At 67.6% G+C, this 25,060-nt stretch carries 28 protein-coding genes and 2 tRNA genes; 24 read left to right on the forward strand and 6 right to left on the reverse strand.

Annotated elements, in window-relative coordinates:
* The first annotated feature begins 82 nt into the window (after positions 1-82).
* On the forward strand, positions 83-400 hold the full coding sequence (locus tag AC3IPM_RS04550) for a DMT family transporter (protein WP_489302738.1): 318 nt from the start codon (positions 83-85) through the stop codon (positions 398-400).
* Positions 401-493: 93 nt separating this feature from the next.
* Here the strand turns inward: AC3IPM_RS04550 and AC3IPM_RS04555 are convergent.
* A tRNA-Ser gene (locus AC3IPM_RS04555) sits at positions 494-586 on the reverse strand.
* A gap of 136 nt (positions 587-722) precedes the next feature.
* Here AC3IPM_RS04555 and dnaX point away from each other — a divergent pair.
* The 4 genes from dnaX to AC3IPM_RS04575 all read left to right on the forward strand — a co-directional run bounded on the left by dnaX (position 723) and on the right by AC3IPM_RS04575 (position 4,161).
* A complete protein-coding gene (dnaX, locus tag AC3IPM_RS04560) occupies positions 723-2,660 on the forward strand; it encodes a DNA polymerase III subunit gamma/tau (protein ID WP_489302739.1) in 1,938 nt (645 codons plus the stop codon).
* Positions 2,661-2,666: 6 nt separating this feature from the next.
* The gene (locus AC3IPM_RS04565) at positions 2,667-2,987 is read left to right on the forward strand and encodes a YbaB/EbfC family nucleoid-associated protein (protein WP_489302740.1); all 321 of its coding nucleotides are present in this window, start codon (positions 2,667-2,669) and stop codon (positions 2,985-2,987) included.
* Between the two features lie 95 nt (positions 2,988-3,082).
* Positions 3,083-3,682, forward strand: coding sequence for a recombination mediator RecR (gene recR / locus AC3IPM_RS04570; RefSeq protein WP_489302741.1), 600 nt, complete (start codon positions 3,083-3,085; stop codon positions 3,680-3,682).
* 119 nt (positions 3,683-3,801) lie between these two features.
* On the forward strand, positions 3,802-4,161 hold the full coding sequence (locus AC3IPM_RS04575) for a histidine triad nucleotide-binding protein (RefSeq protein ID WP_489302742.1): 360 nt from the start codon (positions 3,802-3,804) through the stop codon (positions 4,159-4,161).
* A gap of 100 nt (positions 4,162-4,261) precedes the next feature.
* On the opposite strand, the gene AC3IPM_RS04580 is transcribed toward AC3IPM_RS04575, so the two are convergent.
* From AC3IPM_RS04580 to AC3IPM_RS04595, 4 genes are read right to left on the reverse strand one after another with little or no spacing between them, the layout of a single operon-like run.
* Positions 4,262-4,786, reverse strand: a complete 525-nt coding sequence (locus AC3IPM_RS04580; RefSeq protein ID WP_489302743.1) for a Slp family lipoprotein — start codon at positions 4,784-4,786, stop codon at positions 4,262-4,264.
* Positions 4,783-6,735: a transglutaminase TgpA family protein gene (locus tag AC3IPM_RS04585; protein ID WP_489302744.1), complete on the reverse strand. Its 1,953-nt coding sequence runs from the start codon at positions 6,733-6,735 to the stop codon at positions 4,783-4,785. The genes AC3IPM_RS04580 and AC3IPM_RS04585 overlap by 4 nt, the downstream gene beginning before the upstream one ends.
* Positions 6,728-7,684, reverse strand: a complete 957-nt coding sequence (locus tag AC3IPM_RS04590) for a DUF58 domain-containing protein (protein WP_489302745.1) — start codon at positions 7,682-7,684, stop codon at positions 6,728-6,730. Before AC3IPM_RS04590 ends, AC3IPM_RS04585 begins: the two co-directional genes overlap by 8 nt.
* A gap of 1 nt (position 7,685) precedes the next feature.
* Positions 7,686-8,639, reverse strand: a complete 954-nt coding sequence (locus AC3IPM_RS04595; RefSeq protein ID WP_489302746.1) for an AAA family ATPase — start codon at positions 8,637-8,639, stop codon at positions 7,686-7,688.
* Between the two features lie 40 nt (positions 8,640-8,679).
* Between AC3IPM_RS04595 and AC3IPM_RS04600 the strand changes: the two genes are divergently transcribed.
* A complete protein-coding gene (locus tag AC3IPM_RS04600; protein ID WP_489302748.1) occupies positions 8,680-10,524 on the forward strand; it encodes a glycosyltransferase family 39 protein in 1,845 nt (614 codons plus the stop codon).
* Positions 10,525-10,531: 7 nt separating this feature from the next.
* On the opposite strand, the gene AC3IPM_RS04605 is transcribed toward AC3IPM_RS04600, so the two are convergent.
* Positions 10,532-11,104, reverse strand: a complete 573-nt coding sequence (locus AC3IPM_RS04605; protein WP_489302749.1) for a Maf family protein — start codon at positions 11,102-11,104, stop codon at positions 10,532-10,534.
* A 113-nt stretch (positions 11,105-11,217) separates the two neighbouring features.
* Here AC3IPM_RS04605 and AC3IPM_RS04610 point away from each other — a divergent pair, with 113 nt between their 5' ends.
* From AC3IPM_RS04610 to AC3IPM_RS04695, 18 genes are all read left to right on the forward strand, one after another.
* Positions 11,218-11,727, forward strand: coding sequence for a YceD family protein (locus tag AC3IPM_RS04610; protein WP_489302750.1), 510 nt, complete (start codon positions 11,218-11,220; stop codon positions 11,725-11,727).
* A gap of 108 nt (positions 11,728-11,835) precedes the next feature.
* Positions 11,836-12,033 (forward strand): 50S ribosomal protein L32, encoded by a 198-nt coding sequence (gene rpmF, locus AC3IPM_RS04615; RefSeq protein ID WP_038690090.1) that lies wholly within the window; start codon positions 11,836-11,838, stop codon positions 12,031-12,033.
* An 88-nt stretch (positions 12,034-12,121) separates the two neighbouring features.
* Positions 12,122-13,099 (forward strand): beta-ketoacyl-ACP synthase III, encoded by a 978-nt coding sequence (locus tag AC3IPM_RS04620; RefSeq protein WP_489302751.1) that lies wholly within the window; start codon positions 12,122-12,124, stop codon positions 13,097-13,099.
* A gap of 74 nt (positions 13,100-13,173) precedes the next feature.
* Complete coding sequence (locus AC3IPM_RS04625) at positions 13,174-13,956, forward strand: BUD32 family EKC/KEOPS complex subunit (RefSeq protein ID WP_489302752.1); 783 nt, start codon at positions 13,174-13,176, stop codon at positions 13,954-13,956.
* A 176-nt stretch (positions 13,957-14,132) separates the two neighbouring features.
* Positions 14,133-15,077, forward strand: coding sequence for an ACP S-malonyltransferase (gene fabD, locus AC3IPM_RS04630; RefSeq protein ID WP_489302753.1), 945 nt, complete (start codon positions 14,133-14,135; stop codon positions 15,075-15,077).
* A gap of 72 nt (positions 15,078-15,149) precedes the next feature.
* Complete coding sequence (gene fabG, locus AC3IPM_RS04635) at positions 15,150-15,893, forward strand: 3-oxoacyl-ACP reductase FabG (protein ID WP_489302755.1); 744 nt, start codon at positions 15,150-15,152, stop codon at positions 15,891-15,893.
* 153 nt (positions 15,894-16,046) lie between these two features.
* The gene (acpP, locus tag AC3IPM_RS04640; protein WP_017357544.1) at positions 16,047-16,286 is read left to right on the forward strand and encodes an acyl carrier protein; all 240 of its coding nucleotides are present in this window, start codon (positions 16,047-16,049) and stop codon (positions 16,284-16,286) included.
* A gap of 145 nt (positions 16,287-16,431) precedes the next feature.
* The gene (gene fabF, locus AC3IPM_RS04645) at positions 16,432-17,694 is read left to right on the forward strand and encodes a beta-ketoacyl-ACP synthase II (RefSeq protein WP_489302756.1); all 1,263 of its coding nucleotides are present in this window, start codon (positions 16,432-16,434) and stop codon (positions 17,692-17,694) included.
* Positions 17,695-17,790: 96 nt separating this feature from the next.
* The gene (locus AC3IPM_RS04650; protein WP_489302757.1) at positions 17,791-19,146 is read left to right on the forward strand and encodes an aminodeoxychorismate synthase component I; all 1,356 of its coding nucleotides are present in this window, start codon (positions 17,791-17,793) and stop codon (positions 19,144-19,146) included.
* 95 nt (positions 19,147-19,241) lie between these two features.
* The gene (gene mltG, locus AC3IPM_RS04655; protein ID WP_489302758.1) at positions 19,242-20,300 is read left to right on the forward strand and encodes an endolytic transglycosylase MltG; all 1,059 of its coding nucleotides are present in this window, start codon (positions 19,242-19,244) and stop codon (positions 20,298-20,300) included.
* On the forward strand, positions 20,297-20,956 hold the full coding sequence (gene tmk / locus AC3IPM_RS04660) for a dTMP kinase (protein WP_489302759.1): 660 nt from the start codon (positions 20,297-20,299) through the stop codon (positions 20,954-20,956). Before mltG ends, tmk begins: the two co-directional genes overlap by 4 nt.
* Position 20,957: 1 nt before the next feature.
* On the forward strand, positions 20,958-21,917 hold the full coding sequence (locus AC3IPM_RS04665; RefSeq protein WP_489302760.1) for a DNA polymerase III subunit delta': 960 nt from the start codon (positions 20,958-20,960) through the stop codon (positions 21,915-21,917).
* Positions 21,914-22,267 (forward strand): PilZ domain-containing protein, encoded by a 354-nt coding sequence (locus AC3IPM_RS04670; RefSeq protein WP_489302761.1) that lies wholly within the window; start codon positions 21,914-21,916, stop codon positions 22,265-22,267. Before AC3IPM_RS04665 ends, AC3IPM_RS04670 begins: the two co-directional genes overlap by 4 nt.
* A gap of 65 nt (positions 22,268-22,332) precedes the next feature.
* Positions 22,333-22,407 (forward strand) — tRNA-Val (locus AC3IPM_RS04675).
* Positions 22,408-22,549: 142 nt separating this feature from the next.
* On the forward strand, positions 22,550-22,963 hold the full coding sequence (locus tag AC3IPM_RS04680; RefSeq protein ID WP_489302763.1) for a hypothetical protein: 414 nt from the start codon (positions 22,550-22,552) through the stop codon (positions 22,961-22,963).
* A gap of 117 nt (positions 22,964-23,080) precedes the next feature.
* Entirely contained in the window at positions 23,081-23,467 is a 387-nt protein-coding gene (locus tag AC3IPM_RS04685) for a YbjQ family protein (protein ID WP_489302764.1), read from the forward strand.
* Between the two features lie 41 nt (positions 23,468-23,508).
* The gene (locus tag AC3IPM_RS04690; RefSeq protein ID WP_489302765.1) at positions 23,509-24,048 is read left to right on the forward strand and encodes a hypothetical protein; all 540 of its coding nucleotides are present in this window, start codon (positions 23,509-23,511) and stop codon (positions 24,046-24,048) included.
* A gap of 103 nt (positions 24,049-24,151) precedes the next feature.
* Positions 24,152-25,030: an SDR family NAD(P)-dependent oxidoreductase gene (locus AC3IPM_RS04695; RefSeq protein WP_489302766.1), complete on the forward strand. Its 879-nt coding sequence runs from the start codon at positions 24,152-24,154 to the stop codon at positions 25,028-25,030.
* The last annotated feature ends 30 nt before the right edge of the window (positions 25,031-25,060 follow it).

Below are 25,060 nucleotides of genomic sequence, written 5' to 3' on the forward strand. Positions count from 1 at the left end.
GGCCACGCCATTGGAGGAACGACCTCCCCCGCATCGGGCATCAATGACCAGGACGGCCTGGCCCCCAAACAAGGAGGGCCGCATGGCCTGGATCTATCTGTTGGCAGCCGGTGTACTGGAAATCGTCTGGGCGTTCGCGATGAAGCAGTCCGACGGTTTCAGCAAGCTCACCCCCTCGATCATCACCCTCACCACCATGATTGCCAGCTTCTGGCTGCTGTCGCTGGCGATGCGCACCCTGCCGCTGGGCACCGCGTACACGATCTGGACCGGCATCGGCGCGGTTGGCGCGTTCGTGGTCGGCATCACCTTCCTCGGCGAGCAGGTCAGCGCGATGCGGATTGCCGCCGCGGTGCTGATCGTGGGCGGGCTGGTGTTGATGAAGCTGTCGAGCGCGTGAAGGTGCCTTGCGCGATGGGACGGCCGGGATCTCCGTGCTTTCCACCGCAGGAATGAAAAGGGCCGCCCCATGGGGCGGCCCTTTTCATTTGTCTGGCGGAGAGAGGGGGATTCGAACCCCCGAAGCGCGGTTTAGACGCTTACACACTTTCCAGGCGTGCTCCTTCAACCGCTCGGACACCTCTCCGGACCTGCTGCGATAACCCGCTGCAGGGGCGCAGATTCTAGCGGGGGAATTGCAATCGCACAAGCGGCACGACGCGAAGGGCAGGGGGGCTGGACAGGCGTGGCACAATGGACGTCCCGATGAAGACGGTGGCCTGATGTCCTATCTCGTCCTTGCCCGCAAGTGGCGTCCGAAGCGTTTTGCCGAGCTGGTGGGCCAGGAACACGTGGTCCGTGCGCTCAGCAATGCGCTGGACAGCGGCCGGGTGCACCATGCGTTCCTGTTTACCGGCACCCGCGGGGTCGGCAAGACCACCATCGCGCGTATTTTCGCCAAATCGCTGAACTGCGAGCAGGGCACCAGCGCCGACCCGTGCGGCCAGTGCCCGGCCTGCCTGGATATCGATGCCGGGCGCTACATCGACCTGCTCGAGATCGATGCCGCGTCCAACACCGGCGTGGATGACGTCCGCGAGGTGATCGAGAACGCCCAGTACATGCCCTCGCGTGGCAAGTACAAGGTCTACCTGATCGACGAAGTGCACATGCTGTCCAAGGCGGCGTTCAACGCGCTGCTGAAGACGCTGGAAGAGCCGCCCGAGCACGTGAAGTTCCTGCTCGCCACCACCGACCCGCAGAAACTGCCGGTGACGGTGCTGTCGCGCTGCTTGCAGTTCAATCTCAAGCGCCTCGACGAAGACCAGATCCAGGGCCAGATGACCCGGATCCTGGCCGCCGAGGAGATCGAGTCCGACCCGAGCGCGATCGTGCAGCTGGCCAAGGCCGCCGACGGCAGCCTGCGCGATGGCCTGTCGCTGCTCGATCAGGCCATTGCCTATGCCGGCGGCGCGCTGCGTGAAGACGTGGTGCGCACCATGCTCGGCACCGTCGACCGCACCCAGGTCGCGGCCATGCTGGACGCCCTGGCCGATGGCGACGGCGTGCGCCTGCTGCAGGTGGTGGCGGCGTTGGCGGAATTCTCGCCGGACTGGAGTGGCGTGCTCGAGGCCCTGGCCGAAGCCCTGCACCGGATTCAGGTGCAGCAGCTGGTGCCGGGCGCGCCGGGCGATGCCGAGGGCATCGATGCGGCCGCCTTCGCCCAGCGCCTGCGCCCGGAAGTGGTGCAGCTCTGGTACCAGATGGCGCTCGGCGGCCGGCGTGACCTGCACCTGGCGCCGAGCCCGCGTGCGGGCTTTGAAATGGCCGTGCTGCGCATGCTGGCGTTCCGTCCGGCCGCGGCGGTCCCACCGGTGCCGCGTGATCCGGGCGCCGGTACCGAGGTCACCCCGGGCAGCGCCGCGCAGGGCAGTGGCATGGCCGCGGCCTCCGCTGCGGCGCCGGTTGCCGCTGTGGCCGCGGCGCCAGCACTCGTAGCCGCCGCCCCGGTGGTTCCTGCGCCGACGCCGGCGCCCGTGGTGGAGGCGCCCAAGCCACCCAAGCCGGCCCCCCGGCCTGAGCCCGGCGCTGAACACGATCCGCCGCCGTGGCACCAGGCCGGCGCGGCCGACCGCGATGAAGCGCTGGCGGCGGAAATGGCCAGTCCCGACGCGGCCATGGTGGCCCCGTGGGAAGCGCCGCCATCGGCGCCCCCGGTTGCCGTGGACGCCGCGACACCCACGCCCCAGCGACCGCAGGGCATCGCGATCGCGCCGACACCCGCGTCCAATTCGGCCGCCGAACCGACGGCTCCGGCCAGTGTGGTGCAGCTGCAGTCGGCCGAAACCTGGCTGGAGCTGGTCACCCAGAGCCAGCTCACCGGCCCGTCGCGGCAGCTGGCGGCGCATGCGGCCTTCATCAGTTTCCAGCAGGGCACCTTGAAACTGGCGGTTTCGCCCGGATTTGAGTACCTGTGCTCGGACCGTTCGCTGGCCGCGTTGACCGATGCCCTGTCCGGGCCGCTGGGGCAGACCCCGCGGATCGTGATCGAGCACGGCGGCGCGCAGGCCGAAACGCTGCATCAGCGTTCGGACCGTCAGCGCGGTGAGCGTCAACAGGCGGCCGAGGCCGCTTTCATGGCCGATCCGGACGTGCAGGTGCTGATCCAGCAACACGGCGCCCGGCTCGTGACCGATTCCATCCGTCCTTTTGATGAGTAAAGAACCATGCGCGGCAATATCGCCCAACTGATGCAGCAGGCCCAGAAGATGCAGGAAAACCTGCAGAAGGCCCAGGAAGACCTCGCCAAGCTGGAAGTCACCGGCAGCGCCGGCGGCGGCATGGTCAGCGTGACCCTGACCGGCACCAAGGAGTGCCGCAAGGTACGCATCGATCCGTCGATCCTGTCCGACGCGGAAATGACGGAAGATCTGGTCGCGGCCGCCTTCAACGATGCGTCCAACAAGATCGACGCCGAGTCGAAGAACCGCATGGGTTCGGCCACGGCCGGCATGCAGCTGCCGCCGGGCATGAAAATGCCGTTCTGATCCATCGCGTGCAGCGGGCGCCGTCCGTTGCCGATCTGTCGACCGCGCCGCGAAGCCCCCGGGCTTCGCGCGCTTGTTTCTGGGAACGCACTGCCATGAGCCAGCCCCTGCTCGAACAACTGATCGAGGCCTTCCGGGTGTTGCCCGGGGTGGGCCAGAAGACCGCCCAGCGCATGGCGTACCACGTGCTGGAACGCGAGCGCGACGGGGGCCAGCGGTTGGCCGAGGTGCTGGCCAAGGCGATCGAGCGGATCGGCCACTGCGTGCAGTGCCGCGATTTCAGCGAAACCGAAATCTGTGCGGTGTGCGCCAATGGCAGCCGCGAACGTGTGCAGTTGTGCGCGGTGGAATCACCGGCCGATCGCCTGGCGATCGAGCACGCCACCGGCTTCCGTGGCGTGTATTTCGTGCTGCAGGGACGGCTGTCGCCGCTGGATGGCATCGGCCCGCGCGAACTCGGCCTGGACCAGCTGGAGGCGCGCCTGCAGCAGGGTGAAGTGCAGGAACTGATCATCGCCACCAGCGCCACCGTCGAAGGCGAAGCCACCGCGCATTACCTGGCGCAGCTGGCACGCGCACACAAGGTGCGCCCCAGCCGCCTGGCCCAGGGCCTGCCGCTGGGCGGCGAACTGGAATACGTGGATCGCGGCACGCTGTCGCACGCCTTCGGTACCCGCACCGAAATCCAGGAATAACGCCGCGGCAATGCGGTAGAGCCGACCCATGGTCGGCTGGCCGCGCAACGCGCGGCAATGATCGAAACCAGGTACGCCATCGCGCTAAGCTCCACTGTCTCCTTCTCAGCTGGTGCCCCATGAGCCAAGACACCCTGTTCGGCAAGATCATCCGCCGCGAAATCCCGGCCACGATCGTCTACGAAGACGACGAGGTGCTGGGTTTCAAGGACATCGCGCCGCAGGCGCCGGTGCACGTGTTGTTCATTCCCAAGAACGAAGCGATTCCGACCCTGGATGACGTGCAGCCCGGGCAGGCGCACCTGATCAGCAAGCTGGCGATGGCCGCAGCGGCGTACGCGCGTCGCGAAGGCTTCGCGCAGGATGGCTACCGCATCGTCATGAACTGCCGCGAGCACGCCGGGCAGACGGTGTTCCATATCCACCTGCACCTGTTGGCGGGCACGACGCTGGGGCACTTCGGTGCGGCGAACCGTTGAGCGGCGCGGTCGACTGACGGGCCAAAGAAAACGCCGCCCTGGGGCGGCGTTTTCGCTTCAAGGGGTACCGACCCAAGGCCGGTACCCGCCGGGGGATTGGTTACCACCAGCCCCAGCCGCGGTAGCCCCAGCCCGGGCCCCAGCCTGGACCCCACGGGCCATACGGGTACGCCGGCACCACATCCACCTGGCGCTGTTCCGGCCACAGGTAGATCACGTCGGCGTCCAGCTTGGGCAGGCGGTAGTCGTACTCGCCGATACGGGTGTTTTCGTAGCCGCCGATCTTGCCGATGAAGGTCACGTCACGGCCCGGTTCGAACACGGCCGGGTCGTAGAAGCCGGCGCGGCAGGCGACGAAGCGACCATCACTGGCATCGGCCGAGGTGGTGCTCGGGCGGCCGCTGCTGTTGAGCGGGCGCGAGATCATCTGGAAGCAGGTCTGGCCCTGGCCCGGATTGGTCTCGATGATGCGGCCGCCCCAACGCACCGGCGTGCCGACCTGCTGGGTGGGCACCGCATCGCGCGGGCTGACCATGCTGAACTGGCCTTGCAGCGGTTTGGGTGCGGTCGCGCAGGCGGCCAGCGCCAGGGAAGCGGCGAGGGGAAGCAATATCTGGATCTTCATGGGGATGCTCCGGAGGACGGGCGATGCCTGCGCAGGTCGCGCAATAATGAAGTGAGGTCGACGTCAGCGCCAGCGTAGCGCGCCTGGACGAAACGGAGGCTGAGCGAGAGCAGCGCCGGGTCGGGGTGTTGCCGGTGCACGCGTGCGGCCCAGTCGCCGGCGGTCTCGGCGCTGTCCCGGGCCAGCCCGCGCCGGGCGTAACGGCGACCCAGCCGGTGCCAAGCCCGCAGCAGCGGGTCGCGCTCGCGTTCGCCACGGGTCAGCCACCATGCCATCCACCCTAGCGCGGCCAGCGCGAAGGCCGTGAAAATACCGATCAGCTGGGCGGGCTCGAGCTTGTCGATACCCAGCGGGCGCAACAGCTGCTGCTGGCGGTTGGCATCGAAGGACAGCACCAGGTCGTTCCAGCCGCGGCGCAGGAAGTCGCCCACCTGGGCCAGCTGCAACCAGCGGCCCTGCAGGGTGGTGGCCGCGCCCCCGTCGCCGAGGCGGTCTTCCAGGGTGTCGTAGATGCGCTCGGGGGCGACGGCGGCGGTGGGGTCCACCCGCACCCAGCCGCGCCCGGGCAGCCACACTTCGGCCCACGCGTGGGCATCCATGCGGCGCACCACCCAGTAGTCGCCAAACGGATTACGCGTGCCACCCGCGAAGCCGGTGACCACCCGTGCCGGGATGCCGGCATTGCGCATCAGCACCACGAACGAGGAACTGAAGTGCTGGCAGAAACCCGCCTGCTGGTCGAACAGAAACTCGTCCACGCCATCGCGGCCGGGCAGCGGTGTGTCGAGCGTGTAGGCGAAGCGTGTACGGATCCAGTCCAGGCTGCGCGCGACGATGGCGGCATCGTTGCTGCCAGCCTCGCGCCGCCACTGCCGGGCCAGCGTAGCCGTGCGGGGATTGAAGCCTTCCGGCAGCTGCAGGGCGAGGCGGCGTTGTTCGGGGCTGAGCGGGTCGAGGTAACCGATGGCCGGCGCGGACTGCAGTCGCCAGCGGGTCAGCGCGGTCAGGCTGGCGCGGCTGCGCAGGCTGTGGTCCGCATCCAGCTGGCTGCCGGGCGGTGCCTGCAGCGGCAGGTCCAGCGCCACCAGCTGGCGGCGGTCGGTGGCTTCGTAATCGATCTGGTAATCCCAACGCGTGGCGGCATGCCGCACCGCGGCCGGCGCACCTTGCGCGCTGCGGCGGTCCTGTTCCCAGCGGCGGCCGTCGAACCGGGTCATCACCGGGCCACGCCAGTAACGCTGCTCGGGGGCGGGTATCGCGCCGAAGAACTGCACGCGCAGCGCCGGGCTGTCGTCGGCCATCAGGTCCAGCCATTGGCCAGGCTCCATGTGGTCGGACAACCCCGGCTTGCCCACCGCGCGCTCGGGCAGGCCCCACAGCGGTTCGCTCAGGCGCGGGAACAGCCAGAACCCGGCCAGTGCCAGCGGCAGGCCCAACGCGACCAGCCGGCCGACGCCGCGCAGCTGGCCGCCGATCGCCGGGCTGGGGGCCTGGCCTTCGGCATGCGCCAGGCGCTGCAAGGCCAGCAGCGCGCTCAAGGCGGCGGCCACGCCGAGCAGCATGGTCCAGGGTCCCTGGTCGAGCAGGAAGGCGGCGAACGGCGCAAACAGCGCGAAGCCGAGCAGGCTACGAGCGTCGCGCAGGCTGCGCAACTCGCTGGATTTCAATGCCAGCATTGCCGCCAGCAATGCGCAGCCGGTGTCGCGCCCGGGGCGGGCGCCCATCTGCCAGTAGATTGCCGCGAGCATCGCCAGTACCAGCAGCAGCCGCACCGGGCCGGGCAATACGCGTTGGCGCGAGATTGCGGCGGTCAACAGCGCGGTCGCCGCGATCACCCCGGCCAGCAGGTCCGGCAACTGCAGCAGCAGCGGCAGCAGGCCAAGTGCCGCACTGGCCAGGGTCCAGCCGCGTGCGCTGGTGCTCAGTAAAGGAGGCGTCGGCTCAGCCATGCGGCATCAGCGCCAGGGCGCGTTGGCAAAGGTGATGGTGGCTGCTGCCGTTGCCGGGGCCGAGCACCGGTTGTCCGGGCAGCTGCAGGGTGTAGCGGCGGCCCTCGCGCTCGGCCATGTCGACCCAGCGCGCGAGCCGCGCGATGCGTGCTTCGCCGGGCAGGGGCGCCAGCTGACGCCAGTCGAGCAGGATGTCCACGCCCACAGGTTTTTCATACTCGCGCACCAGCAAGGTGTCGCGCCGCGCGGAGTGCTTCCAGGAAATGCTGCGCGGCGGATCGCCGGCCCGGTACGGGCGCAGCTGGTGCAGTTCATCGCCGCTGGCGTGCACACGGGTGTGCAGCGGATCGCCACCGCTTTCCGGCAACGCGGGGGCCTGTGCTTCCGGTGTGGCATACACCAGCAGCGGCGTATCCGGCCACACCCACGACCACGCACGGACCAGGCCCAGCGGCTGCGTGGTGGAGATGCGGATGCGCTCCAGATCGAGCCAGCCACGATGCTCGGTGGGCAATGACAGGTCCACTTCCACCTGGTCGGTATCGAGCAGATGGGCAAACGCGCTGGCCTGGCCTTGCTGCAACAGCAGGCCGCGGCGTGCGCGCGCGTCATGGCGCGACACACTGATGCGCAAGCGCATTGGCATGCCGGCGGTGACCGGTTCGGCCGAGACCGCATCGATGCGCAGTGCCGACAACTGGAGGTGCGCGCTGAGCGTGCTGGCCACCGCCACCGTGGCCAACAACAGCGCCAGCAGCAATGCTGGATTGTTGTTGTAGTTCAGTGCGCCCAGCAGCATGGCCATCAGCAGCACGGCCATGAACAGGCCGAAGCGCGTGGGCAGCACGTAGATGCGGCGGCGGTCCAGCCGCTGCGGCAATGTTTCGGGCTGGCGTGGTCGCGCCAGCTGCTGCAGTTTCTGCCAGCGGTCTCCCCAGCCGCGGCGCATCTCAATCCACCGGTACGGTCTGGAGCATCGCCCGCGCCAGCGCGGGTCCGTTGCTGGCTTCTGCTTCAGGCACCAAACGGTGGCCAGCCACGGCGACGAACAAGGTCTGCACGTCTTCGGGCACCACATGGCTGCGCCCCAGCAGCAGGGCATGCGCCTTGGCCGCGCGCAGCAGCGCCAGCCCGGCGCGCGGCGACAGGCCCACGCGCACACCGGTGTGCTGGCGGCTGCGGGTCAACAGTGTCTGCACGTACTGGATCAAGGCTTCACTGGCATGGACCTGGCCGACCGCCTCACGCAACGTGCGCACCTGTTCCTCGCTCAGGCAGGCCGTGGCACGCGCGATCAGATGGCGGCGATCGGTGCCGCGCAGCAGTTCGCGCTCCGATTCCGGATTGGGGTAGCCCAGGGCCAGGCGCAGCAGGAAGCGATCCAGCTGCGAGTCGGGCAGCGGGAAGGTGCCCGACAGATCGACCGGGTTCTGCGTGGCGATCACGAAGAACGGATCGGGCAGCGCATGGGTGGTGCCGTCGAGGGTGACCTGCTGTTCGGCCATCGCCTCCAGCAGTGCGCTCTGCGTGCGTGGCGGGGCACGGTTGATCTCATCGGCCAGCAGCACATGGGTGAACACCGGGCCGGGATGGAACTGGAACTGCCGGCTGGCGGCGTCGTAAACCGAGACACCGAGCACATCGGCCGGCAGCAGATCGGAGGTGAACTGCACGCGCTGGAAGCCCAGCCCCAGGCTGGAAGCCATGGCATGGGCGAGGGTGGTCTTGCCCAGCCCGGGCAGGTCTTCGATCAGCAGGTGGCCACCGGACAGCAGCGCCACGAAGGCCAGCCGGACTTCATGTGCCTTGCCCAGCACCAGACCATTGACCTGGTCCTGGGCGCTGCGAAGGGCCTGTCGCAATACATCGGTTAGCATGGCTGGCACGTGGGGCGAATTTTCCATGACCGTCTCGTGTCGATGATTCCTTCGATTCTATAGAGCAATGCAGGGCGAACAACGCGCACGCACAATTTTCCTGCTGTTGTGGACGCTGGTCACCGCCATCAAGCTGGTGGTGGCCGCACGTCTGCCCTTGTTCGTGGACGAAGCGTTCTACTGGCAGGAAGGCCAGCACCTGGCGGCGGCGTATTCGGACCTGCCCGGGCTGACGGCCTGGCTGTCGCGGCTGGGGGTGGAGATCGGGGGGCCGCACGTGCTGGCCCAACGCCTGCCGTTCCTGGCTATCGGCGCGGCGTTGCCGTGGCTGGTCTCGCGGATCGCCACGCGCTGGTTCGGTGCGGTCGCCGGCTGGCAGGCTGGCAGCCTGACCCTGCTGATGCCGTTGTCGGCCACGCTGGGCATGCTGGCGGTACCGGACGTGCCGATGGCGTTGGCTGCGGTGCTGTGCCTGGATGCGGGTGCACGGCTGCTGCGCAATGTCGATGCCGCCGCGGCGGTGAAGCTGGCGCTGGGGCTGATGATCGGTGCGCTCAGCCACTACCGTTTCATCGGCGTGATCGTGGTCGGCTTCATCGCGCTGCTGCTGTTGCCGCAGGGCCGGCGCATGCTGCGCGATCCGCGTGTGTGGGTGGCATTGGCGGTGGGCGTGCTGGCGTGGTTGCCGCTGCTGTCGTGGAATGCCGACAACCATGACGCCGGGCTGAAATTCCAGGTGGTCGAACGCCACCCGTGGGCGTTCGAGTGGAGCGGGCTGTGGTTCCTGGTGATCCAGCCGATGCTGGTCACGCCGATCCTGTGCATGGCGATGTGGAAGGTGGCGGTGGCCGGTACCCGCTCCGGCGGCGGTGCACGTGCGCAGTGGCGCTATTTCGGCCTGATCGGCGGTGTCTCGACGTTGGCGATCTTCGCGCTGGGCTTCTTCACCGATGTCGAACGGATCAGTTTCCATTGGCCGTTGCCGGGCTATCTGGCGCTGCTGGTGGCGGTGCCGGTGGTGCTCAACGGCTGGCCGCGCTGGTTGCGCCGGACTGGTTGGTGGTTGGCCGGGGCAGGTTTGATGCTGGCCTTCGGCTACTACCTGATGGCGTCCACGCCGAGCCTGCGCGAGCAGCTGGCGGGGAACAAATACTACCCGCGCAATTTCGCCGGTTGGGAGCCACTGGCGGCGGCCGTGCGCGAGGAATTGGCCGGCATGCCGGCGGGCACGCGGGTGTTGGCCGGCAACTTCAAGGTGGGCGCCGAGCTGGGCTTCCAGCTGCGCGATGCGGACATCGAGGTGCTCAAGCACCCGCTCAACGACAAGCATGGGCGCAGTGCGCAGCTGGGGTTGTGGGGGCTGTTGCATCAAGGCGAACGCACGGCGCCGATGCTGCTGGTGCTGTCGCCGAGTGATCAGCGCTTCCGCGATCTCTCTTCGCGCTATCACGCGATCTGCGCGCAGGTGGGGCCGTTGCCGCCGCCGCGCGTGGTCAGCAACGACCACGGCTATCAGCGCTTCCTGTTGTTCAAGCTGCCGGTCGAACGTGCGGCCGGGCCGTGCGTCACGCCGGCCCTGGCGTGGATCGATACGCCGCTGCCCGATGCCGTGGTGGGGACGTCGCTGGACGTGCGTGGCTGGGCGTTCAAGGACGGGGTGGGGCTGTCACGGGTGGAGCTGCTGGTCGATGGCAAGCCCGTGGCCGACGCCCGCTATGGGCGCACCTTCGACATCACCGGATTCTGGCCGCTCTCCACGGATCCGCAGCACCCCAACGTCGGCTTCGATGCCCAGCTGGATACGCGCGCATTGGCCCCCGGCCGGCATTGGCTGGGGATGAACCTGTATGGCCGCGACGGCAGCGTCGAGCGTTGGTCGGAACAGCCTTTCGACGTGCCCGCCCGGCGCTGAACCGCGCTCAGGGCAGCCGGTAGCCGGCCTGGCGCAGCAGCTGGCAGACCGCGATCAGCGGCAGGCCGATCAGGGCGGTCGGGTCGCGGTTCTCGATCGCCTCGAACAGGCTGATCCCCAATCCTTCGCATTTGAAGCTGCCGGCGCAGTCCAGGGGCTGCTCGATCGCCACGTAGCGGGCGATCTCGGCGCCATCCAATACCCGGAAACGGACCCGGGTGAGGTCGCAGGCCTCGAACACCTCGCCGTCCCGGCACAGGCTCACCGCCGTGTGGAAATCCACGGCGCGGCCGGACATCGCCGCCAGCTGCGCATGCGCCCCGGCCACGTCGCCCGGCTTGCCCAGCGGGCTGCCGTTCAGTTCCGCGACCTGGTCCGAACCGATCACCCAGCGCCCGGGATGCCGCGCGGCCACCTCGGCGGCCTTGGCCCGGGCCAGGCGCACGGCCAGTGCCCGTGGGGCCTCGCCAGGCTGCGGCGTCTCGTCCACGTCCGGCGCGGCGCATTCCAGCGCAAGGCCCAGTCGTTGCAGGAGTTCGCGGCGGTAGCGCGAAGTGGAGGCGAGCAGCAGCGGGAGCATGCGACAATACCGGCTGGAGGGCCCCGCAGTCTGGGCTCCGGCAGGTGGGGCAGCAACCCCCGATGCGGTTGGATTTGACAGCCGGGCGGACGGTCCTTAACATTCAGCGGCTTATGTCCGCGAACGTACCCGAAATGCTGGATGCTTGGCGGATGGTCGCAGCGCGAAGGCGCTTCGACGGTCACGTCAGCCTGGCTGAATTTACCCGCCTGCAAGGGCTTGTTGCCGATACCGAAGGCCAGTGCACCTATTCACTGGAATTCGCGCACGACGACATCCTGCGGGTATCCTATGTTGAACTGTCCATCGACACCGAGCTGCCGCTGATCTGTCAGCGCAGCCTGCAGCGATTCCTGTTGCCGGTCTCGATGGTGCAGCGGCTCGGCCTGATCCGCAGCGAAGAGGATGAATCCTCGTTGCCGGAAGGGTACGAACCGTGGCTTGTGCCTGAAGACGGCATGCTGCGACCGCTGGAACTGGTTGAGGACGAACTTGTCCTGGCCGTGCCCGTCGTGCCGCTGTCTCCCGATGGCGAGGCGGTGGACCAGGACTGGGCACCGACCGAAGAAGAAATGAGCAAGGCCAACCCGTTCGCGGCATTGGCGGCGCTGAAAAAACAATAGCAGCCGGATTGTCGTCGGCGGCTGCGGCGAAAGCGAAGACTGTGCTGGGCGCTGGCGTCCTGCGCGACGATACGACGAAGCAAAACGAACCGAGTTTGGAGCAATCCCATGGCTGTGCAGAAATCCCGTGTCACCCCGTCCCGCCGCGGTATGCGCCGTGCGCATGACGCCCTGAGCGCCAAGCAGCTGTCCACCGACCCGACCACCGGCGAAGTGCACCTGCGTCACCACATCACCGCTGACGGTTTCTACCGCGGCAAGAAGGTGATCGCGACCAAGTCGAATTCGGCCGTCGAAGAAGATTGATTTGTAGGGGCCGCTGCCCGGTCGGGCAGCGGCCTTTACCCCATTCTTCCCGGCTGTCAGTGTTGATGGCCGTGCTACAGGACATGTAATGAGCAAGCGGATCTACTCGAGGATCGCGGGCACGGGTAGCTATTTGCCCGAAAGAGTGTTGACCAACCAGGATCTGGAGAAAATGGTCGACACCACCGATGAGTGGATTCAATCGCGCACGGGTATTCGTGAGCGGCACATTGCAGCTGAAGGTGAAACCACCAGCGACCTCGGCTATCACGCCGCGGTACGTGCGCTGGAAGCGGCCGGTATCGACGCTTCGCAGCTGGACATGATCGTGGTGGGTACAACCACGCCCGATCTGATCTTTCCCTCCACCGCGTGCCTGATCCAGGCCAAGCTCGGTGCGAGCGGTTGCCCCGCCTTCGACGTCAACGCAGCCTGTTCGGGCTTCGTGTTCGCGTTGAGCGTGGCGGACAAATTCATCCGTTCCGGTGACGCCCGCCATGTGCTGGTGATCGGTGCGGAAACGTTGACCCGCATTGTCGACTGGACCGAGCGCACCACCTGCGTGCTGTTCGGCGACGGTGCTGGCGCGGTCGTACTCAAGGCCGACGAAGACACTGGCATTCTGAGCACCCACCTGCATTCGGATGGCAGCAAGAAAGAGCTGCTGTGGAATCCGGTGGGCGTGTCTGCAGGCTTCGGCGAGGGCGAGAACGCCCGCGGCGCGATCCTGATGAAGGGCAACGACGTCTTCAAGTACGCGGTCAAGGCGCTGGATTCGGTGGTCGATGAGACCCTGGAAGCCAACGCGCTGACCAAGGCCGACCTCGACTGGCTGATCCCGCACCAGGCCAACCTGCGCATCATCGAAGCCACCGCCAAGCGGTTGGAGATGTCGATGGAGCAGGTGGTGGTGACGGTGGACAAGCACGGCAATACGTCTTCGGCCTCGGTGCCGATGGCGCTGGACGTCGCCGTCCGCTCCGGTCGCGTCGAGCGCGGCCAGCTGCTGCTGCTGGAAGCCTTCGGCGGCGGCTTCACCTGGGGTTCGGCCCTGCTGCGCTATTGATAGTGCAAGTTACGACAACGTGACGCTGTCGTTACGGCCCCATTAGGGGCCGTTTGCATTTGAGGAGATCTGTCATGGTTGAGCCCATCGTCATTGAAGGGCAGCGCGCCTGGCTGAAGCAGTACGGCGAAGGAAGCCGCGCGGTCGCGCTGGGCCTGCTCAATTTCGTTGCGAACCGTTTCGAGCTGGACGCACTGCGTCCACCGCCGCACCGCGGTGGCGATGCCGCGCGGGAAACCGAGGCACGGCGTCTGGCCGAGCTGCAGGCGCAGGGGGTCAACGTGCCGCACGTGATCGGCAGCGGGCATGCGGCGCTGGTGCTGGGCGACAACGGCAGTTCGTTCAACGTCTGCCTGCGCCAGGCCGATGCGGCGGGCCGCGATCGGCTGGTGTCGGCGGCGATGCAGGCCATTGCCGCCGCGCATGGGAAGGGCGCGTATTTCGGGCAGCCGCTGCCACGCAACCTGACCTGGGATGGCAGCCAGGTGGGTTTCATCGATTTCGAGGAAGACCCGCTGGAAGTGATGGACCTGGCGCAGGCCCAGGCGCGCGACTGGCTGATGTTCGGATACGGCGTGGCCAAGTATTACGAGGATTGCCCGGAGCGCCTGCAGGCGTTGATGGCGCAGGCGATGGACGGCGCGGATGCGCCGGTGCTGGCGCACGCCCATGCGGTGACCGGGCGGCTGCAGGGGCTGGCCCGCTACAGCCTGAAGATGGGCCGGTCGGCGCGCGCGCTGGCGCACTCGATCCTGATCGTGCACGGCGCCACGACGCTGGGGGTACTGATGCTGGTGGGAATCTGCTTCGACTTCTTCTCCGACGGCGACCTGGACATCCTGCAGTTGCTGGTGTGATCAAGAGCGTCGTTGCTGAGCCTTGACCCACCCCAGCCCTCCCCCAGTGAAGCGCAGGCGCCGCCTTTGACGTGGGCGTAGACGTTGACGTTGACCCCCACATACGCGGCAGTACAGACGGAGGGCAGTGTTCCCCCTTATCATTCGCCGTTCGATTTTTGCAGGCGGATGACCGCGTGACCGATTCCAATCTCGCATTCGTGTTCCCGGGCCAGGGCTCGCAGTCGGTGGGCATGCTGGCCGAACTGGCCGAGCTGCACCCCCAGATCCGCGAAGCCTTCACCGAGGCCTCCGACGGCGCTGGCGTCGACCTGTGGGCGCTCTCGCAGGGCGGTCCCGAGGAAATGCTCAACCGTACCGAATACACCCAGCCGGCCCTGCTGGCCGCCAGCATCGGCGTCTGGCGGGTCTGGAATGCCCTCGGCGGCGCCAAGCCGGCCGTGCTGGCCGGCCACAGCCTCGGCGAGTACACCGCCCTGGTCGCCGCTGGCGCCCTGTCGCTGCGTGACGGTGCCCACCTGGTGCGCCTGCGTGGCCAGCTGATGCAGGAAGCCGCTCCGACCGGCGTGGGCGCCATGGCCGCCGTGCTCGGCGCCGAAGACGCGCTGGTGCTGGAAGTCTGTGAACAGGCGGCCGGCAGCCAGGTCGTGGTGCCCGCCAATTACAACTCGCCCGGCCAGATCGTCATCGGTGGCGACGCCGCCGCGGTGGATCGTGCGCTGGCCCTGCTCGCCGAAAAGGGCGTGCGCAAGGCCGTCAAGCTGGCCGTGAGCGTGCCCTCGCACACCCCGCTGATGCGCGAAGCCGCCAACCGCCTGGCCGAAACCATGGCCGGCCTGCACTGGCACGCGCCGGCGCTGCCGGTGGTGCAGAACGTGGATGCCCGCGTTCACGATGGCCTCGACGCCATCCGCCAGGCCCTGGTCCAGCAGCTGTACCTGCCGGTGCAGTGGACCGGCTGCGTACAGGCGCTGGCCGCCCGTGGCGCCACCCGCGTCGCCGAGTGCGGCCCGGGCAAGGTGCTGGCCGGATTGATCAAGCGCATCGACAAGTCGCTGGACGCGCGCACACTGTCCACGCCCGCCGATTTCGAGGCAGCCCGCGAGACCTGGGCTGCCTGATGTCTTTCGATCGCCTCCGCATGCCGGCCCCCGTGCCTGGCCTGCGGACCGGTCCCGTCTGAGGAAATGCACATGAGCAAGCCCCTTCAGGGTGAAATCGCACTGGTCACCGGCGCCAGCCGGGGTATCGGCGCGGCGATCGCCGACGCACTGGCCGCGCAGGGCGCGACCGTGATCGGCACCGCCACCACCGACGCCGGCGCTGCCGCCATTGGCGAGCGCCTGGCCGCCAGCGGTGGCCACGGCCGTGCGCTGAACGTTACCGACCCGGCCGCGCTCGACGCCGTGCTGGACGGGATCGCCAAGGAATTCGGTGCTATCACCATCCTGGTCAACAACGCCGGCATCACCCGCGACAACCTGCTGCTGCGCATGAAGGACGAGGACTGGCAGGCCATCCTCGATACCAACCTGACCAGCGTGTTCCGCACCTCCAAGGCAGTCATCCGCGGCATGATGAAGGCGCGCAAGGGCCGCATCATCAACATCGCCTCGGTGATCGGCGTGACCGGCAATGCCGGCCAGGCCAACTATGCCGCCGCCAAGGCCGGCATCATTGCCTTCTCCAAGTCGCTGGCCAAGGAAATCGGCTCGCGCGGCATCACCGTGAACGTGGTGGCGCCGGGCTTCATCGACACCGACATGACCAAGGCCCTGCCCGAAGAACAGCGCACCGGGCTGGTCAAGACGATCGCCCTGGAACGCCTGGGCGAGCCGTCCGATATCGCCAATGCGGTGGCGTTCCTGGCCGGCCCCTCGGCCAGCTACATCACCGGCGAAACCCTCCATGTGAACGGCGGCATGTACATGCCGTAAGCATGTGGCGCATGGACTGCGCCGCAAGTGGTTGATCCACAAGATATTTTGCAGCGATGCAAGGCGTCGGTGGTTTCCACTACACTATCCCACGGTCATCCAGCACTGGATGGCGTCATTTTTGAACCACTACTCCATCTGGAGCGATATCCAATGAGCACCATCGAAGAACGCGTCAAGAAAATCGTCGTCGAACAGCTTGGCGTCAAGGAAGAAGAAGTCACCAACAGCGCATCGTTCGTCGATGACCTGGGCGCTGACTCGCTGGACACCGTTGAACTGGTGATGGCGCTGGAAGAAGAGTTCGAGTGCGAAATCCCGGACGAAGAAGCCGAGAAGATCAGCACCGTGCAGGCGGCAATCGACTACATCAACGCCCACGTCAAGGCCTGATGTCAGACGGCAGTGCGCGTGCGGGCTTCCCGCTTGCCGCGCACCGCACCCCATGGGGCCGCAGTTGCGGCCCTGTGTGTTTGGGCATCGCATCGAAAGTAAAACGAGTTACCCGTTGAGAACGTTCGGGTCAGGAGAATCAGCAATGAAGCGTCGCGTCGTCGTAACCGGCCTGGGCATCGTCTCGCCGTTGGGCAATGATCTGGCCAGCAGCTGGGAAGGCATCACCCACGGTCGCTCGGGCATCGGTCCGCTGACCAACGTTTCCGATGCGTACCTTGAGCGTTTCACCACCAAGATCGCAGGTGAGGTCAAGGACTTCGACATCACCGCCGACAATGCACTGTTCGGCAAGTTCCGGGTCAGCGGCAAAGATGCCCGCAAGATGGACCCCTTCATTCACTACGGCCTCGGTGCCGCGTTCATGGCCCTGCACGATGCGGGCCTGGACATCACCGATGCCAATGCCGATCGCATTGGCGCCATCGTTGGCGCCGGCATCGGCGGCCTGCTCGGTATCGAAGAGCAGACCATCGAGTTCCACGAGGGCAAGAAGATCTCGCCCTTCTACGTGCCCAAGACCATCATCAACATGCTGCCGGGCCAGCTGAGCATCATCACCGGGTTGAAGGGGCCGTCGTTCTCGGCGGTGTCGGCGTGCGCCACCTCCAACCACTCCATCGGCACCGCCATGCGCATGATCCAGTACGGCGATGCGGACGTGATGGTGGCCGGTGGTGCAGAGCGCGGCTCCTCGCCGACCGCACTGGGCGGCTTCTGCGCGATGAAGGCCATGTCCACCCGCAACGATGCGCCGGAGCAGGCCTCGCGCCCGTGGGACAAGGACCGTGACGGCTTCGTGCTGGGTGACGGCGCCGGCATCCTGATCCTGGAAGAGTACGAACACGCCAAGGCGCGTGGCGCGAAGATCTACTGCGAGCTGGCCGGCTTCGGCGCCAGTTCCGATGCGTTCCACATGACCGCGCCGAGCGAAAACGGCGAAGGTGCCGCGCGCTGCATGGTCATGGCCATGAAGGACGCCGGTGTCACCCCCGAGCAGGTGGGCTACCTCAACGCGCATGGCACCTCGACCCCGCTGGGCGACCTCGGTGAGACCATGGCGATGAAGGCCGCCTTCGGCGAGCACGCCTACAAGATGATGGTCAGCTCCACCAAGTCGATGACCGGCCACCTGCTCGGCGCTGCCGGCGGCGTGGAAGCGATCTTCTCGGTGATGGCGCTGCAGGACAACGTGATTCCGCCGACCATCAACCTGCAGCAGCCGGGCGAAGGTTGCGACCTGGATTACGTGCCCAACGAGGCACGCCAGGCCAAGGTCGATGTGGTGATGTCCAATGGTTTCGGCTTCGGCGGCACCAACGGTACGCTGGTGTTCAAGCGGGTCTGATCCGCGCCGTCACCGCCTTCCCACCCGGGCCGCCATCTTGGCGGCCTTGGTGCATCTGGCCCCCGCGCAACGCTGCGCGCTCTTCCGGTTCCCGCCATGCTCCAGATCCGCCCCCTGCCTGACACCACCGACCTGCTGACGCTGCAGCGCCTGGCCCCGCAGCGCTATCCGCTGCTGATGGAGTCCACCGCGTCGAGCACCGCGCAGGGCCGCTGGGACCTGCTGCTGATGGCCAACGGACAGGCGCTGGCATTGCATGCAGACGGCATCACCCGTGACGCCGAGGGGCGGGCCCACCCCGGGCGCTTCCTGGACGTGCTCGACGCGCACTGGGCCGCACTGCGGCAGCCGCGCGAAGAGACCATGCTGCCGTTCCGCGGCGGCTGGGCGCTGATGCTGGATTACGAACTGGCCGGGCAGATCGAGACGGTGCTGCAGCTGCCGGCGCGCGCCGATGGGCTGCCCTCGGCGTTGGCGCTGCGCTGCCCGGCCGCCGTGCTGCATGACCGCGTGCTGGGCCAGTACCACGCGGTGTGCGAGACCGACCATGTCGGCGTGCTGGAGACGCTGCTGTCCGATCTGGACGCGGCCGCAGCACAGCCGCCGCTGCCGGCCTGGCAGCCGCCGGTGCAGGTGGACGAAGACGCGCCGGCGCGCTTCACCGATGGCGTGACCAAGGTGATCGACTACCTGCGCGCCGGTGATGTATTCCAGGTTAACCTGTCGCGGCGCTGGCAGGCGCAGTTCGCCGACACGCTCGCGCCGCAGGCGCTGTATGCGCAGCTGCGGGTGGCCAATCCGGCCCCGTTCGCCGGGTTGTTCATGGCCCAGGGCAGGGCGGTGGTGAGTTCCTCGCCGGAACGGCTGGTGTCGGTGCACGGCGATGAGGTGCAGACCCGCCCGATTGCCGGCACGCGTCCGCGGTTCGCCGGTGACGACGATGCCGAGCGCATCCGCGAACTGGTGGGTCATCCCAAGGAGCGCGCCGAGCACGTGATGCTGATCGACCTGGAGCGCAATGATCTCGGTCGCATCTGCACGCCCGGCAGCGTCGAAGTCGACGAGCTGATGAGCGTGGAGAGCTACGCCCACGTGCACCACATCGTCAGCAACGTGCGTGGCCGCCTGCGCGAGGGGGTCAGCCCCGGCCAGGTGATCGCGGCGACCTTCCCCGGCGGCACCATCACCGGCTGCCCCAAGGTGCGCTGCATGCAGATCATCGCCGAGCTGGAACAGACCGCGCGCGGCGCCTATACCGGCGCGTTCGGCTGGCTGAACCGCGACGGCGACCTGGACCTGAACATCCTGATCCGCACCGCCGAAGTCGCTGCCGACGGCGCGACCTTCCGCACCGGCGCGGGCATCGTGGTCGATTCGGACGCGGACAAGGAACTGGACGAAACCCGGGCCAAGGCCCGGGGCCTGCTGCGCGCACTGGGCCGGCAGGACTGAACGTGCCCCGCCGCCAAGCCGGGCGGCGCTGGGGTTTGGCGGTGTGCAGTACGCGCGCGGTATGCTGCGCGGCGACTTGGTGATTCGAGGTGGGCATGGCGGGTGCGAAACGGGGATGTCTGGCTGTGGTGGCGGTGCTGCTGTTGGGCGTGCTGCTGCTGGCCGCGGCCGGTGCGTGGTTCTGGCAGAGCCAGCGTGGCTTCGCCGATGCGCCGCTGACGCCCGACCAGCCCAGCGTGGTGATCGCCTCCGGTGATGGCCTGAACACGGTGCTCGGCAAGCTGCGTGCGGCCGGCGTGGAGGAGGGCAGCGACACCCAGTGGCAACTGCTCGCCCGCCAGGTGGATGCGGCCGGCAAGCTGAAAGTGGGCGAGTACGCGCTGGATGCCAGCCTGACCCCGCGCGAGCTGCTCCTGCGCATGCGCCAAGGGCGGGTGGTACAGCACCGGGTGACGATCGTGGAAGGCTGGAACATCCGCCAGCTGCGTGCCGCGCTCAAGCGCGCCGACCCGCTGCTGCACACCACCGATGCGCTTGATGACGCCGCCCTGATGAAGGCGCTGGGTTTCCCCGGTGAACACCCGGAAGGCCGGTTCCTGCCCGAGACCTATGTCTACCAGCGCGGTGACAGCGACGTGGACGTGCTCAAGCGCGCGCATGCCGCAATGGAGAAGGAACTGGCTGTCGCCTGGGACAGCCGCAGCGACGACCTGCCGCTGAATTCCCCCTACGAGCTGCTGACGTTGGCCTCGATCATCGAGAAGGAAACCGCGTTGGCCAGCGAGCGTCCGCAGATTGCCGGCGTGTTCGCGCGCCGCTTGAAGATCGGCATGCGCCTGCAGACCGACCCGACCGTGATCTACGGCATCGGCAGCAGCTACGACGGCAACATCCGCAAGCGCGATCTCACCACCGATACGCCGTACAACACCTACACCCGCGCCGGCCTGACCCCGACCCCGATCGCCATGCCCGGGCGCGACGCGCTGCAGGCCACCGCACAACCGGCCGCCGGCAATGCGCTGTACTTCGTTGCGGTGGGCGATGGCAGCGGCGCGCACGTGTTCTCGGCCAGCTACACCGAACACAATGCGGCCGTGGCCCGCTACCTGCAGCAGCTGCGTCAGCAGCGCAGCCAGGCAGCGCCGCAGTGAGCGCGGCCCTGCTGCGCCACCCGCGTTTCGTCAGCCTGGAAGGTGGCGAGGGCGCGGGCAAGACCACCGCCATCAACGCCATCCGCGATGCGCTGCATGCGCGCGGTCACGAGGTACTGCTGACCCGCGAGCCCGGCGGTACGCCGCTGGCCGAGCGCATCCGCGGGCTGGTGCTCAAGCCCGATCCGGAGATTGCCGCCGAACCGTTGTCGGCCGAGGCCGAGCTGCTGCTGGTGTTCGCCGCGCGGGCCCAGCATGTGCGCCAGGTGATCGAACCGGCGTTGCGCCGTGGCAGCTATGTGGTGAGCGATCGCTTCACCGATTCCAGTTACGCCTACCAGGGCGGCGGACGCGGCCTGGACCCAGCCTGGATCGCCGAGCTGGAGCGACGTGCGGTGGGCCTGCTGCCGGGGCTGACCCTGCTGCTCGACGTGGACGTGGCCGTGGGCCGTGCGCGCGCCAATGGCCGCGACCTGTGGCCGGACCGGATCGAAAGCGAACAGGATGATTTCTTCCAGCGCGTGCGCGCGGTGTTCCGCCAGCGCGCCGCCGAGGACCCCGCCCGTTTCCGCCTGATCGACGCGGGCCAGGACCAGGCCGGGGTGGCACGCGCGGTGGTGGCCGCCGTGGACGCGTGGCTGGCGCAGGAGAGCTGACATGAGTGACACCTTTTCCCCCTGGCAGCAGCGCGCCTACGACCAGACCGTGGCCGCGCTGGACGCTGATCGCCTGGGTCACGGCCTGCTGATCTGCGGGCCGGCCGGGCTGGGCAAGCGCGCTGTCGCACTGCGCATGGCCCAGCACATCCTGTGCCGCGGCGAATCGGCCGCGGCCCAGCGCAGCGCGCAGTTGATTGCGGCGGGCACGCATCCGGACCTGCAGCTGATCTCGTTCATTCCGAACAAATCCGGCGACAAACTGCGCACCGAAATCGTGATCGAACAGATCCGCGAGATCTCGCAGAAGCTGGCATTGACGCCGCAGTACGGCATCGCCCAGGTGGTGATCGTCGACCCGGCCGATGCGATCAACCGCGCCGCCTGCAACGCGCTGCTCAAGACCCTGGAAGAGCCGCAGCCCGGCCGCTACCTGTGGCTGCTCAGCAGCGACCCGGCGCGGCTGCCGGCGACCGTGCGCAGCCGCTGCCAGCGGCTGGAATTCAAGTTGCCGCCGCGCGAGGAAGCACTGGCCTGGCTGCAGGCCCAGGGCCACAGTGAAACCAGTGCACGCGAGGCGCTGGACGCCGCGCGCGGGCACCCCGGATTGGCCGATAGCTGGCTGCGCGACGACGGGCTGGCCCTGCGCCGGCAGGTGGCCAGCGATCTGGAAGCGCTGGTGGCCGGACGCGCCGGTGCGGTGGAGCTGGCCCAGCGCTGGACCGGCGACGACCACGCCGCATTGCGCCTGCGCCATGCCGCCGACCTGGCGCTGGCCCAGGCCGCCGGTGGCGGCTTGACCGATCCGGAGCGATTGCACAAGCTGGGGGCCTGGTTCGACGCCGCCAACCGAACCCGCGATCTGCTGCGCACCACGGTGCGTGGCGACCTGGCGGTGGTGGAATTGTTGTTGGCCTGGAACAAGGTCAACGAGCGGCAAGCAAGGGGAAATAGAGCATGAGTGCCACCAACGCCCGTCAGGGCATCCTGTCGCTGGCCGTCAAGGACAAGGCGGCGCTGTACAGCGCCTACATGCCGTTCGTGAAGAACGGCGGCATCTTCGTGCCCACGCCCAAGCGTTACTTCCTGGGCGACGAGGTGTTCCTGCTGCTGACCCTGCCTGACTCCAGCGAGCGCCTGCCGGTGGCCGGCAAGGTGATCTGGGTGACCCCGGCCGGGGCCCAGGGCAATCGCGCGGCGGGGATCGGCGTGCAGCTGGCCGAAGGCCCGGAAGGCGAGAACGTGCGCCACAAGATCGAGACCCTGCTGGCGGGGATCCTGACCTCGGACAAGCCCACGCATACGATGTGAAGAAATTTGGGCAAAACCGTTGACGTCAAAATTTGCCGCCCTATAATGAGCGGCTCAGCAGCATCGGGCGGTTAGCTCAGCGGTAGAGCATTGCCTTCACACGGCAAGGGTCGCAGGTTCGAACCCTGCACCGCCCACCACGCTGCAACATGAAGAAGCCGGCCCTTGGGTCGGCTTTTTTGTTGGCGGGTCGACTGGGGGTATCGTGCCGTTGCGGGCCATTCCGCACATGGCGTCCCCCCATCAGGAGATCCGTATGGACGGCAGCACGAGGTGCACCCGATGAACGACGCGCATCCCGTTCCCAGAGGGCTGCTGCTCGCGCTGTTGTGCGCGCCGCTGCCCGCGATGGCATCGGACCCGGCCGGGTTGCTGACGATCTTCGTGGGCTTGCCTGTGCTGGCGGTGGCTGTGGTGGTGCTGGGACTGCTGGTGATCTTCCGGCGCCACGCGTGGGTGCGCGCAATCGGGCTGCTGATCGGTGTGCCGGTGCTGCTGGCCGGCGTTTACGTTGGCTACGTGGATACCTGGCGGTTCTGGCCGGAACCGGACGGTGCCGATGCACCGGTGCAGATCAGTATCGTGCTTGGCTACGGCGTGCTCTGGCTGTGCGCAGGGCTGTTCACCGGGTTGCTCTGGCGCAGCACCGTGCATCGCGCAGCGTCGGCGGATATCAAGCCAATGCGGTATCCGTAGCAGTACGGCGCAGCAGCCTGATTGCCGAAGGGGAAAATCGCCTGTCGCGCGCCGCTTGTTGAGGCCGCCGCGTCGCCCTAAGATCCGGCGACACGCTCAGCGAAGGTCAAGGCACCCATGGCAGATCCTTACAACAGCAATCCCCGTCCGAGCACTGCCATCCGCCTCGACGATGCGATGGTCACCACCGCCTTCGAACTGCCCGGCTTCCGCACCGTGCGCAACCTGGGCGTGGTACGCGGCATCACCGTGCGTTCGCGTTCGATCGTGGGCAACTTCCTTGGCGGGATACAGACGCTGTTCGGCGGCAACATCACCATCTACACCGAACTGTGCGAGCAGGCCCGCGAAGAAACCTACCGTGACATGGCCAAGCATGCGCGCCTGCTCGGTGCCAACGCGATCATCGGCATGCGCTACGACGCCACCGACGTGATGACCGGGCTGACCGAAGTGCTCTGCTACGGCACGGCGGTGGTGGTCGAACCGACGCGTAGTTTCTGACGCGGTAGTTACTGCAGCTCATGTCGCTCAAGAGGCCCTTGATGGCTGCGCTGCTGCTGGGAATCCCGGTGGCGGCGCTGTTTGCCTACGATGCCATCGTGCTGCAGCCACACCTGGCGCAGATCGAAACGCTGCTCGCCGACAGCGAACCGGGGGATCTGGCGCCGCCGCAGCAGATACGGGATCTGATCGATGCCAACGCAGGCTCGCCCACGCCGCATGCCACCCGGCTGATGCTCGCGCGGGTCTATCCGGACCCGGGCAGCGCAGGGCGGCGGCATCTGCATGGCGCATTGTGGCGGGTGCTGTTGCCCCTGCATTTCAGCCGCACCCGGATGTATGGGGCGTATGCCGCGTTGTCCTTCAACGGCATCGATCGTGGATTGAGCCGCTTTGCGCGACGCGAATATGGCAGCACGCTGGCAGCGCTTTCACCGCAACAGGCGGCGATGACGGTGGCCATGACGCATGCGCCCGGCATCTACCTGCGTGATCCGTCCAGGTTGCGGGCGCGGGCGGATGCATTGCTGCAGAAGACGGGGCACCCGCCGATGGACGCGCAGGCGACGCCGTCTCCCTAGCTGTGGAACGTAGGCGCGGCTCGCCGCGCGATACGCCAAACGTATCGCCACATCCTATAAGCAGTATTGGCTGTGTCTCCCGTGTTGGCCTGAAGCTGTGCGAATGGACAAACACGACGCCCTTTCTTTCAACGGCCAGGTAGGCCTGATCACCGGGGCCGGCGGCGGCCTTGGCCTGGCCTACAGCCGCCTGCTGGCCCAGCGCGGAGCGCAGGTGGTGATGCACGACGTGGGCGCGGGTGTGGATGGGCAGGATACCGATCCACAGCGCGTAGCCACGACGGTGGCGCTGCTGCGGGGGCAGGGCCTCGACGTCCACGCCGCGCACGACCCGATCGACAGCCGTGCCGATTGCCAGGCCTTGATCACCGCGATCCTGCAGCGCTTCGGGCGGTTGGATTTCATCATCCACAACGCCGGTTGGGTCGAGTACCAGCCGATCGAGGCGCTGGAAGAAGCGCGCTTCGACCGCATGATGAGCCTCGCCGCGAAGGCCCCCCTATGGTTGGCGCAGGCGGCATGGCCGGCGATGCAGGCCGCGCGTCATGGCCGCATCGTAGTGACCACGTCCGACCGCGCGCTGTACCCGCAGTATGTGCAGCCGGGATTGGTCGCCTACGCCGCGGCGAAACTGGCCGCTGTGGGCATCGTCAACGTGCTGGCGGCCGAAGGTGCGCCGCACGGCATCCTGGTCAATGCGGTGTCGCCGGTGGCCAAAACCCGGATGTGGGGCGTGCAGGGCGAGCCCGACGAACTGCATCCCGATGCGGTCGCCCCGGGTGTGGCCTTCCTGGTGTCGTCGGCGTGCCAGCAGGGCGGTTGGATCCTGCGCGCAAGCAACGGCCAGTTCCATGCCACGCGCAGTGAGGAGGCCGACGGCGTGGCGTATCCGCGTGATCTGCGTGCGGTGCAAGCCGGCAGCATCGAGGACATCGCGGCGCAGTGGTCGAACGTGGCGCAGCCGGCCATCGAGCCCCGCTGAGCGGGACGTATTACGCTGGCCCCTGTTTTC

The organism is Stenotrophomonas sp. GL_111, from assembly GCF_057835245.1.

What these genes read in the sequence shown, in the direction of transcription:
- AC3IPM_RS04550 (WP_489302738.1), top strand. Translation starts at nt 83, where the DNA reads ATGGCCTGGATCTATCTGTTGGCAGCCGGTGTACTGGAAATCGTCTGG.
- dnaX (WP_489302739.1), top strand. Translation starts at nt 723, where the DNA reads ATGTCCTATCTCGTCCTTGCCCGCAAGTGGCGTCCGAAGCGTTTTGCC.
- AC3IPM_RS04565 (WP_489302740.1), top strand. Translation starts at nt 2,667, where the DNA reads ATGCGCGGCAATATCGCCCAACTGATGCAGCAGGCCCAGAAGATGCAG.
- recR (WP_489302741.1), top strand. Translation starts at nt 3,083, where the DNA reads ATGAGCCAGCCCCTGCTCGAACAACTGATCGAGGCCTTCCGGGTGTTG.
- AC3IPM_RS04575 (WP_489302742.1), top strand. Translation starts at nt 3,802, where the DNA reads ATGAGCCAAGACACCCTGTTCGGCAAGATCATCCGCCGCGAAATCCCG.
- AC3IPM_RS04580 (WP_489302743.1), bottom strand. Translation starts at nt 4,786, where the DNA reads ATGAAGATCCAGATATTGCTTCCCCTCGCCGCTTCCCTGGCGCTGGCC.
- AC3IPM_RS04585 (WP_489302744.1), bottom strand. Translation starts at nt 6,735, where the DNA reads ATGGCTGAGCCGACGCCTCCTTTACTGAGCACCAGCGCACGCGGCTGG.
- AC3IPM_RS04590 (WP_489302745.1), bottom strand. Translation starts at nt 7,684, where the DNA reads ATGCGCCGCGGCTGGGGAGACCGCTGGCAGAAACTGCAGCAGCTGGCG.
- AC3IPM_RS04595 (WP_489302746.1), bottom strand. Translation starts at nt 8,639, where the DNA reads ATGGAAAATTCGCCCCACGTGCCAGCCATGCTAACCGATGTATTGCGA.
- AC3IPM_RS04600 (WP_489302748.1), top strand. Translation starts at nt 8,680, where the DNA reads ATGCAGGGCGAACAACGCGCACGCACAATTTTCCTGCTGTTGTGGACG.
- AC3IPM_RS04605 (WP_489302749.1), bottom strand. Translation starts at nt 11,104, where the DNA reads ATGCTCCCGCTGCTGCTCGCCTCCACTTCGCGCTACCGCCGCGAACTC.
- AC3IPM_RS04610 (WP_489302750.1), top strand. Translation starts at nt 11,218, where the DNA reads ATGTCCGCGAACGTACCCGAAATGCTGGATGCTTGGCGGATGGTCGCA.
- rpmF (WP_038690090.1), top strand. Translation starts at nt 11,836, where the DNA reads ATGGCTGTGCAGAAATCCCGTGTCACCCCGTCCCGCCGCGGTATGCGC.
- AC3IPM_RS04620 (WP_489302751.1), top strand. Translation starts at nt 12,122, where the DNA reads ATGAGCAAGCGGATCTACTCGAGGATCGCGGGCACGGGTAGCTATTTG.
- AC3IPM_RS04625 (WP_489302752.1), top strand. Translation starts at nt 13,174, where the DNA reads ATGGTTGAGCCCATCGTCATTGAAGGGCAGCGCGCCTGGCTGAAGCAG.
- fabG (WP_489302755.1), top strand. Translation starts at nt 15,150, where the DNA reads ATGAGCAAGCCCCTTCAGGGTGAAATCGCACTGGTCACCGGCGCCAGC.
- acpP (WP_017357544.1), top strand. Translation starts at nt 16,047, where the DNA reads ATGAGCACCATCGAAGAACGCGTCAAGAAAATCGTCGTCGAACAGCTT.
- fabF (WP_489302756.1), top strand. Translation starts at nt 16,432, where the DNA reads ATGAAGCGTCGCGTCGTCGTAACCGGCCTGGGCATCGTCTCGCCGTTG.
- AC3IPM_RS04650 (WP_489302757.1), top strand. Translation starts at nt 17,791, where the DNA reads ATGCTCCAGATCCGCCCCCTGCCTGACACCACCGACCTGCTGACGCTG.
- mltG (WP_489302758.1), top strand. Translation starts at nt 19,242, where the DNA reads ATGGCGGGTGCGAAACGGGGATGTCTGGCTGTGGTGGCGGTGCTGCTG.
- AC3IPM_RS04665 (WP_489302760.1), top strand. Translation starts at nt 20,958, where the DNA reads ATGAGTGACACCTTTTCCCCCTGGCAGCAGCGCGCCTACGACCAGACC.
- AC3IPM_RS04670 (WP_489302761.1), top strand. Translation starts at nt 21,914, where the DNA reads ATGAGTGCCACCAACGCCCGTCAGGGCATCCTGTCGCTGGCCGTCAAG.
- AC3IPM_RS04680 (WP_489302763.1), top strand. Translation starts at nt 22,550, where the DNA reads ATGAACGACGCGCATCCCGTTCCCAGAGGGCTGCTGCTCGCGCTGTTG.
- AC3IPM_RS04685 (WP_489302764.1), top strand. Translation starts at nt 23,081, where the DNA reads ATGGCAGATCCTTACAACAGCAATCCCCGTCCGAGCACTGCCATCCGC.
- AC3IPM_RS04690 (WP_489302765.1), top strand. Translation starts at nt 23,509, where the DNA reads ATGGCTGCGCTGCTGCTGGGAATCCCGGTGGCGGCGCTGTTTGCCTAC.
- AC3IPM_RS04695 (WP_489302766.1), top strand. Translation starts at nt 24,152, where the DNA reads ATGGACAAACACGACGCCCTTTCTTTCAACGGCCAGGTAGGCCTGATC.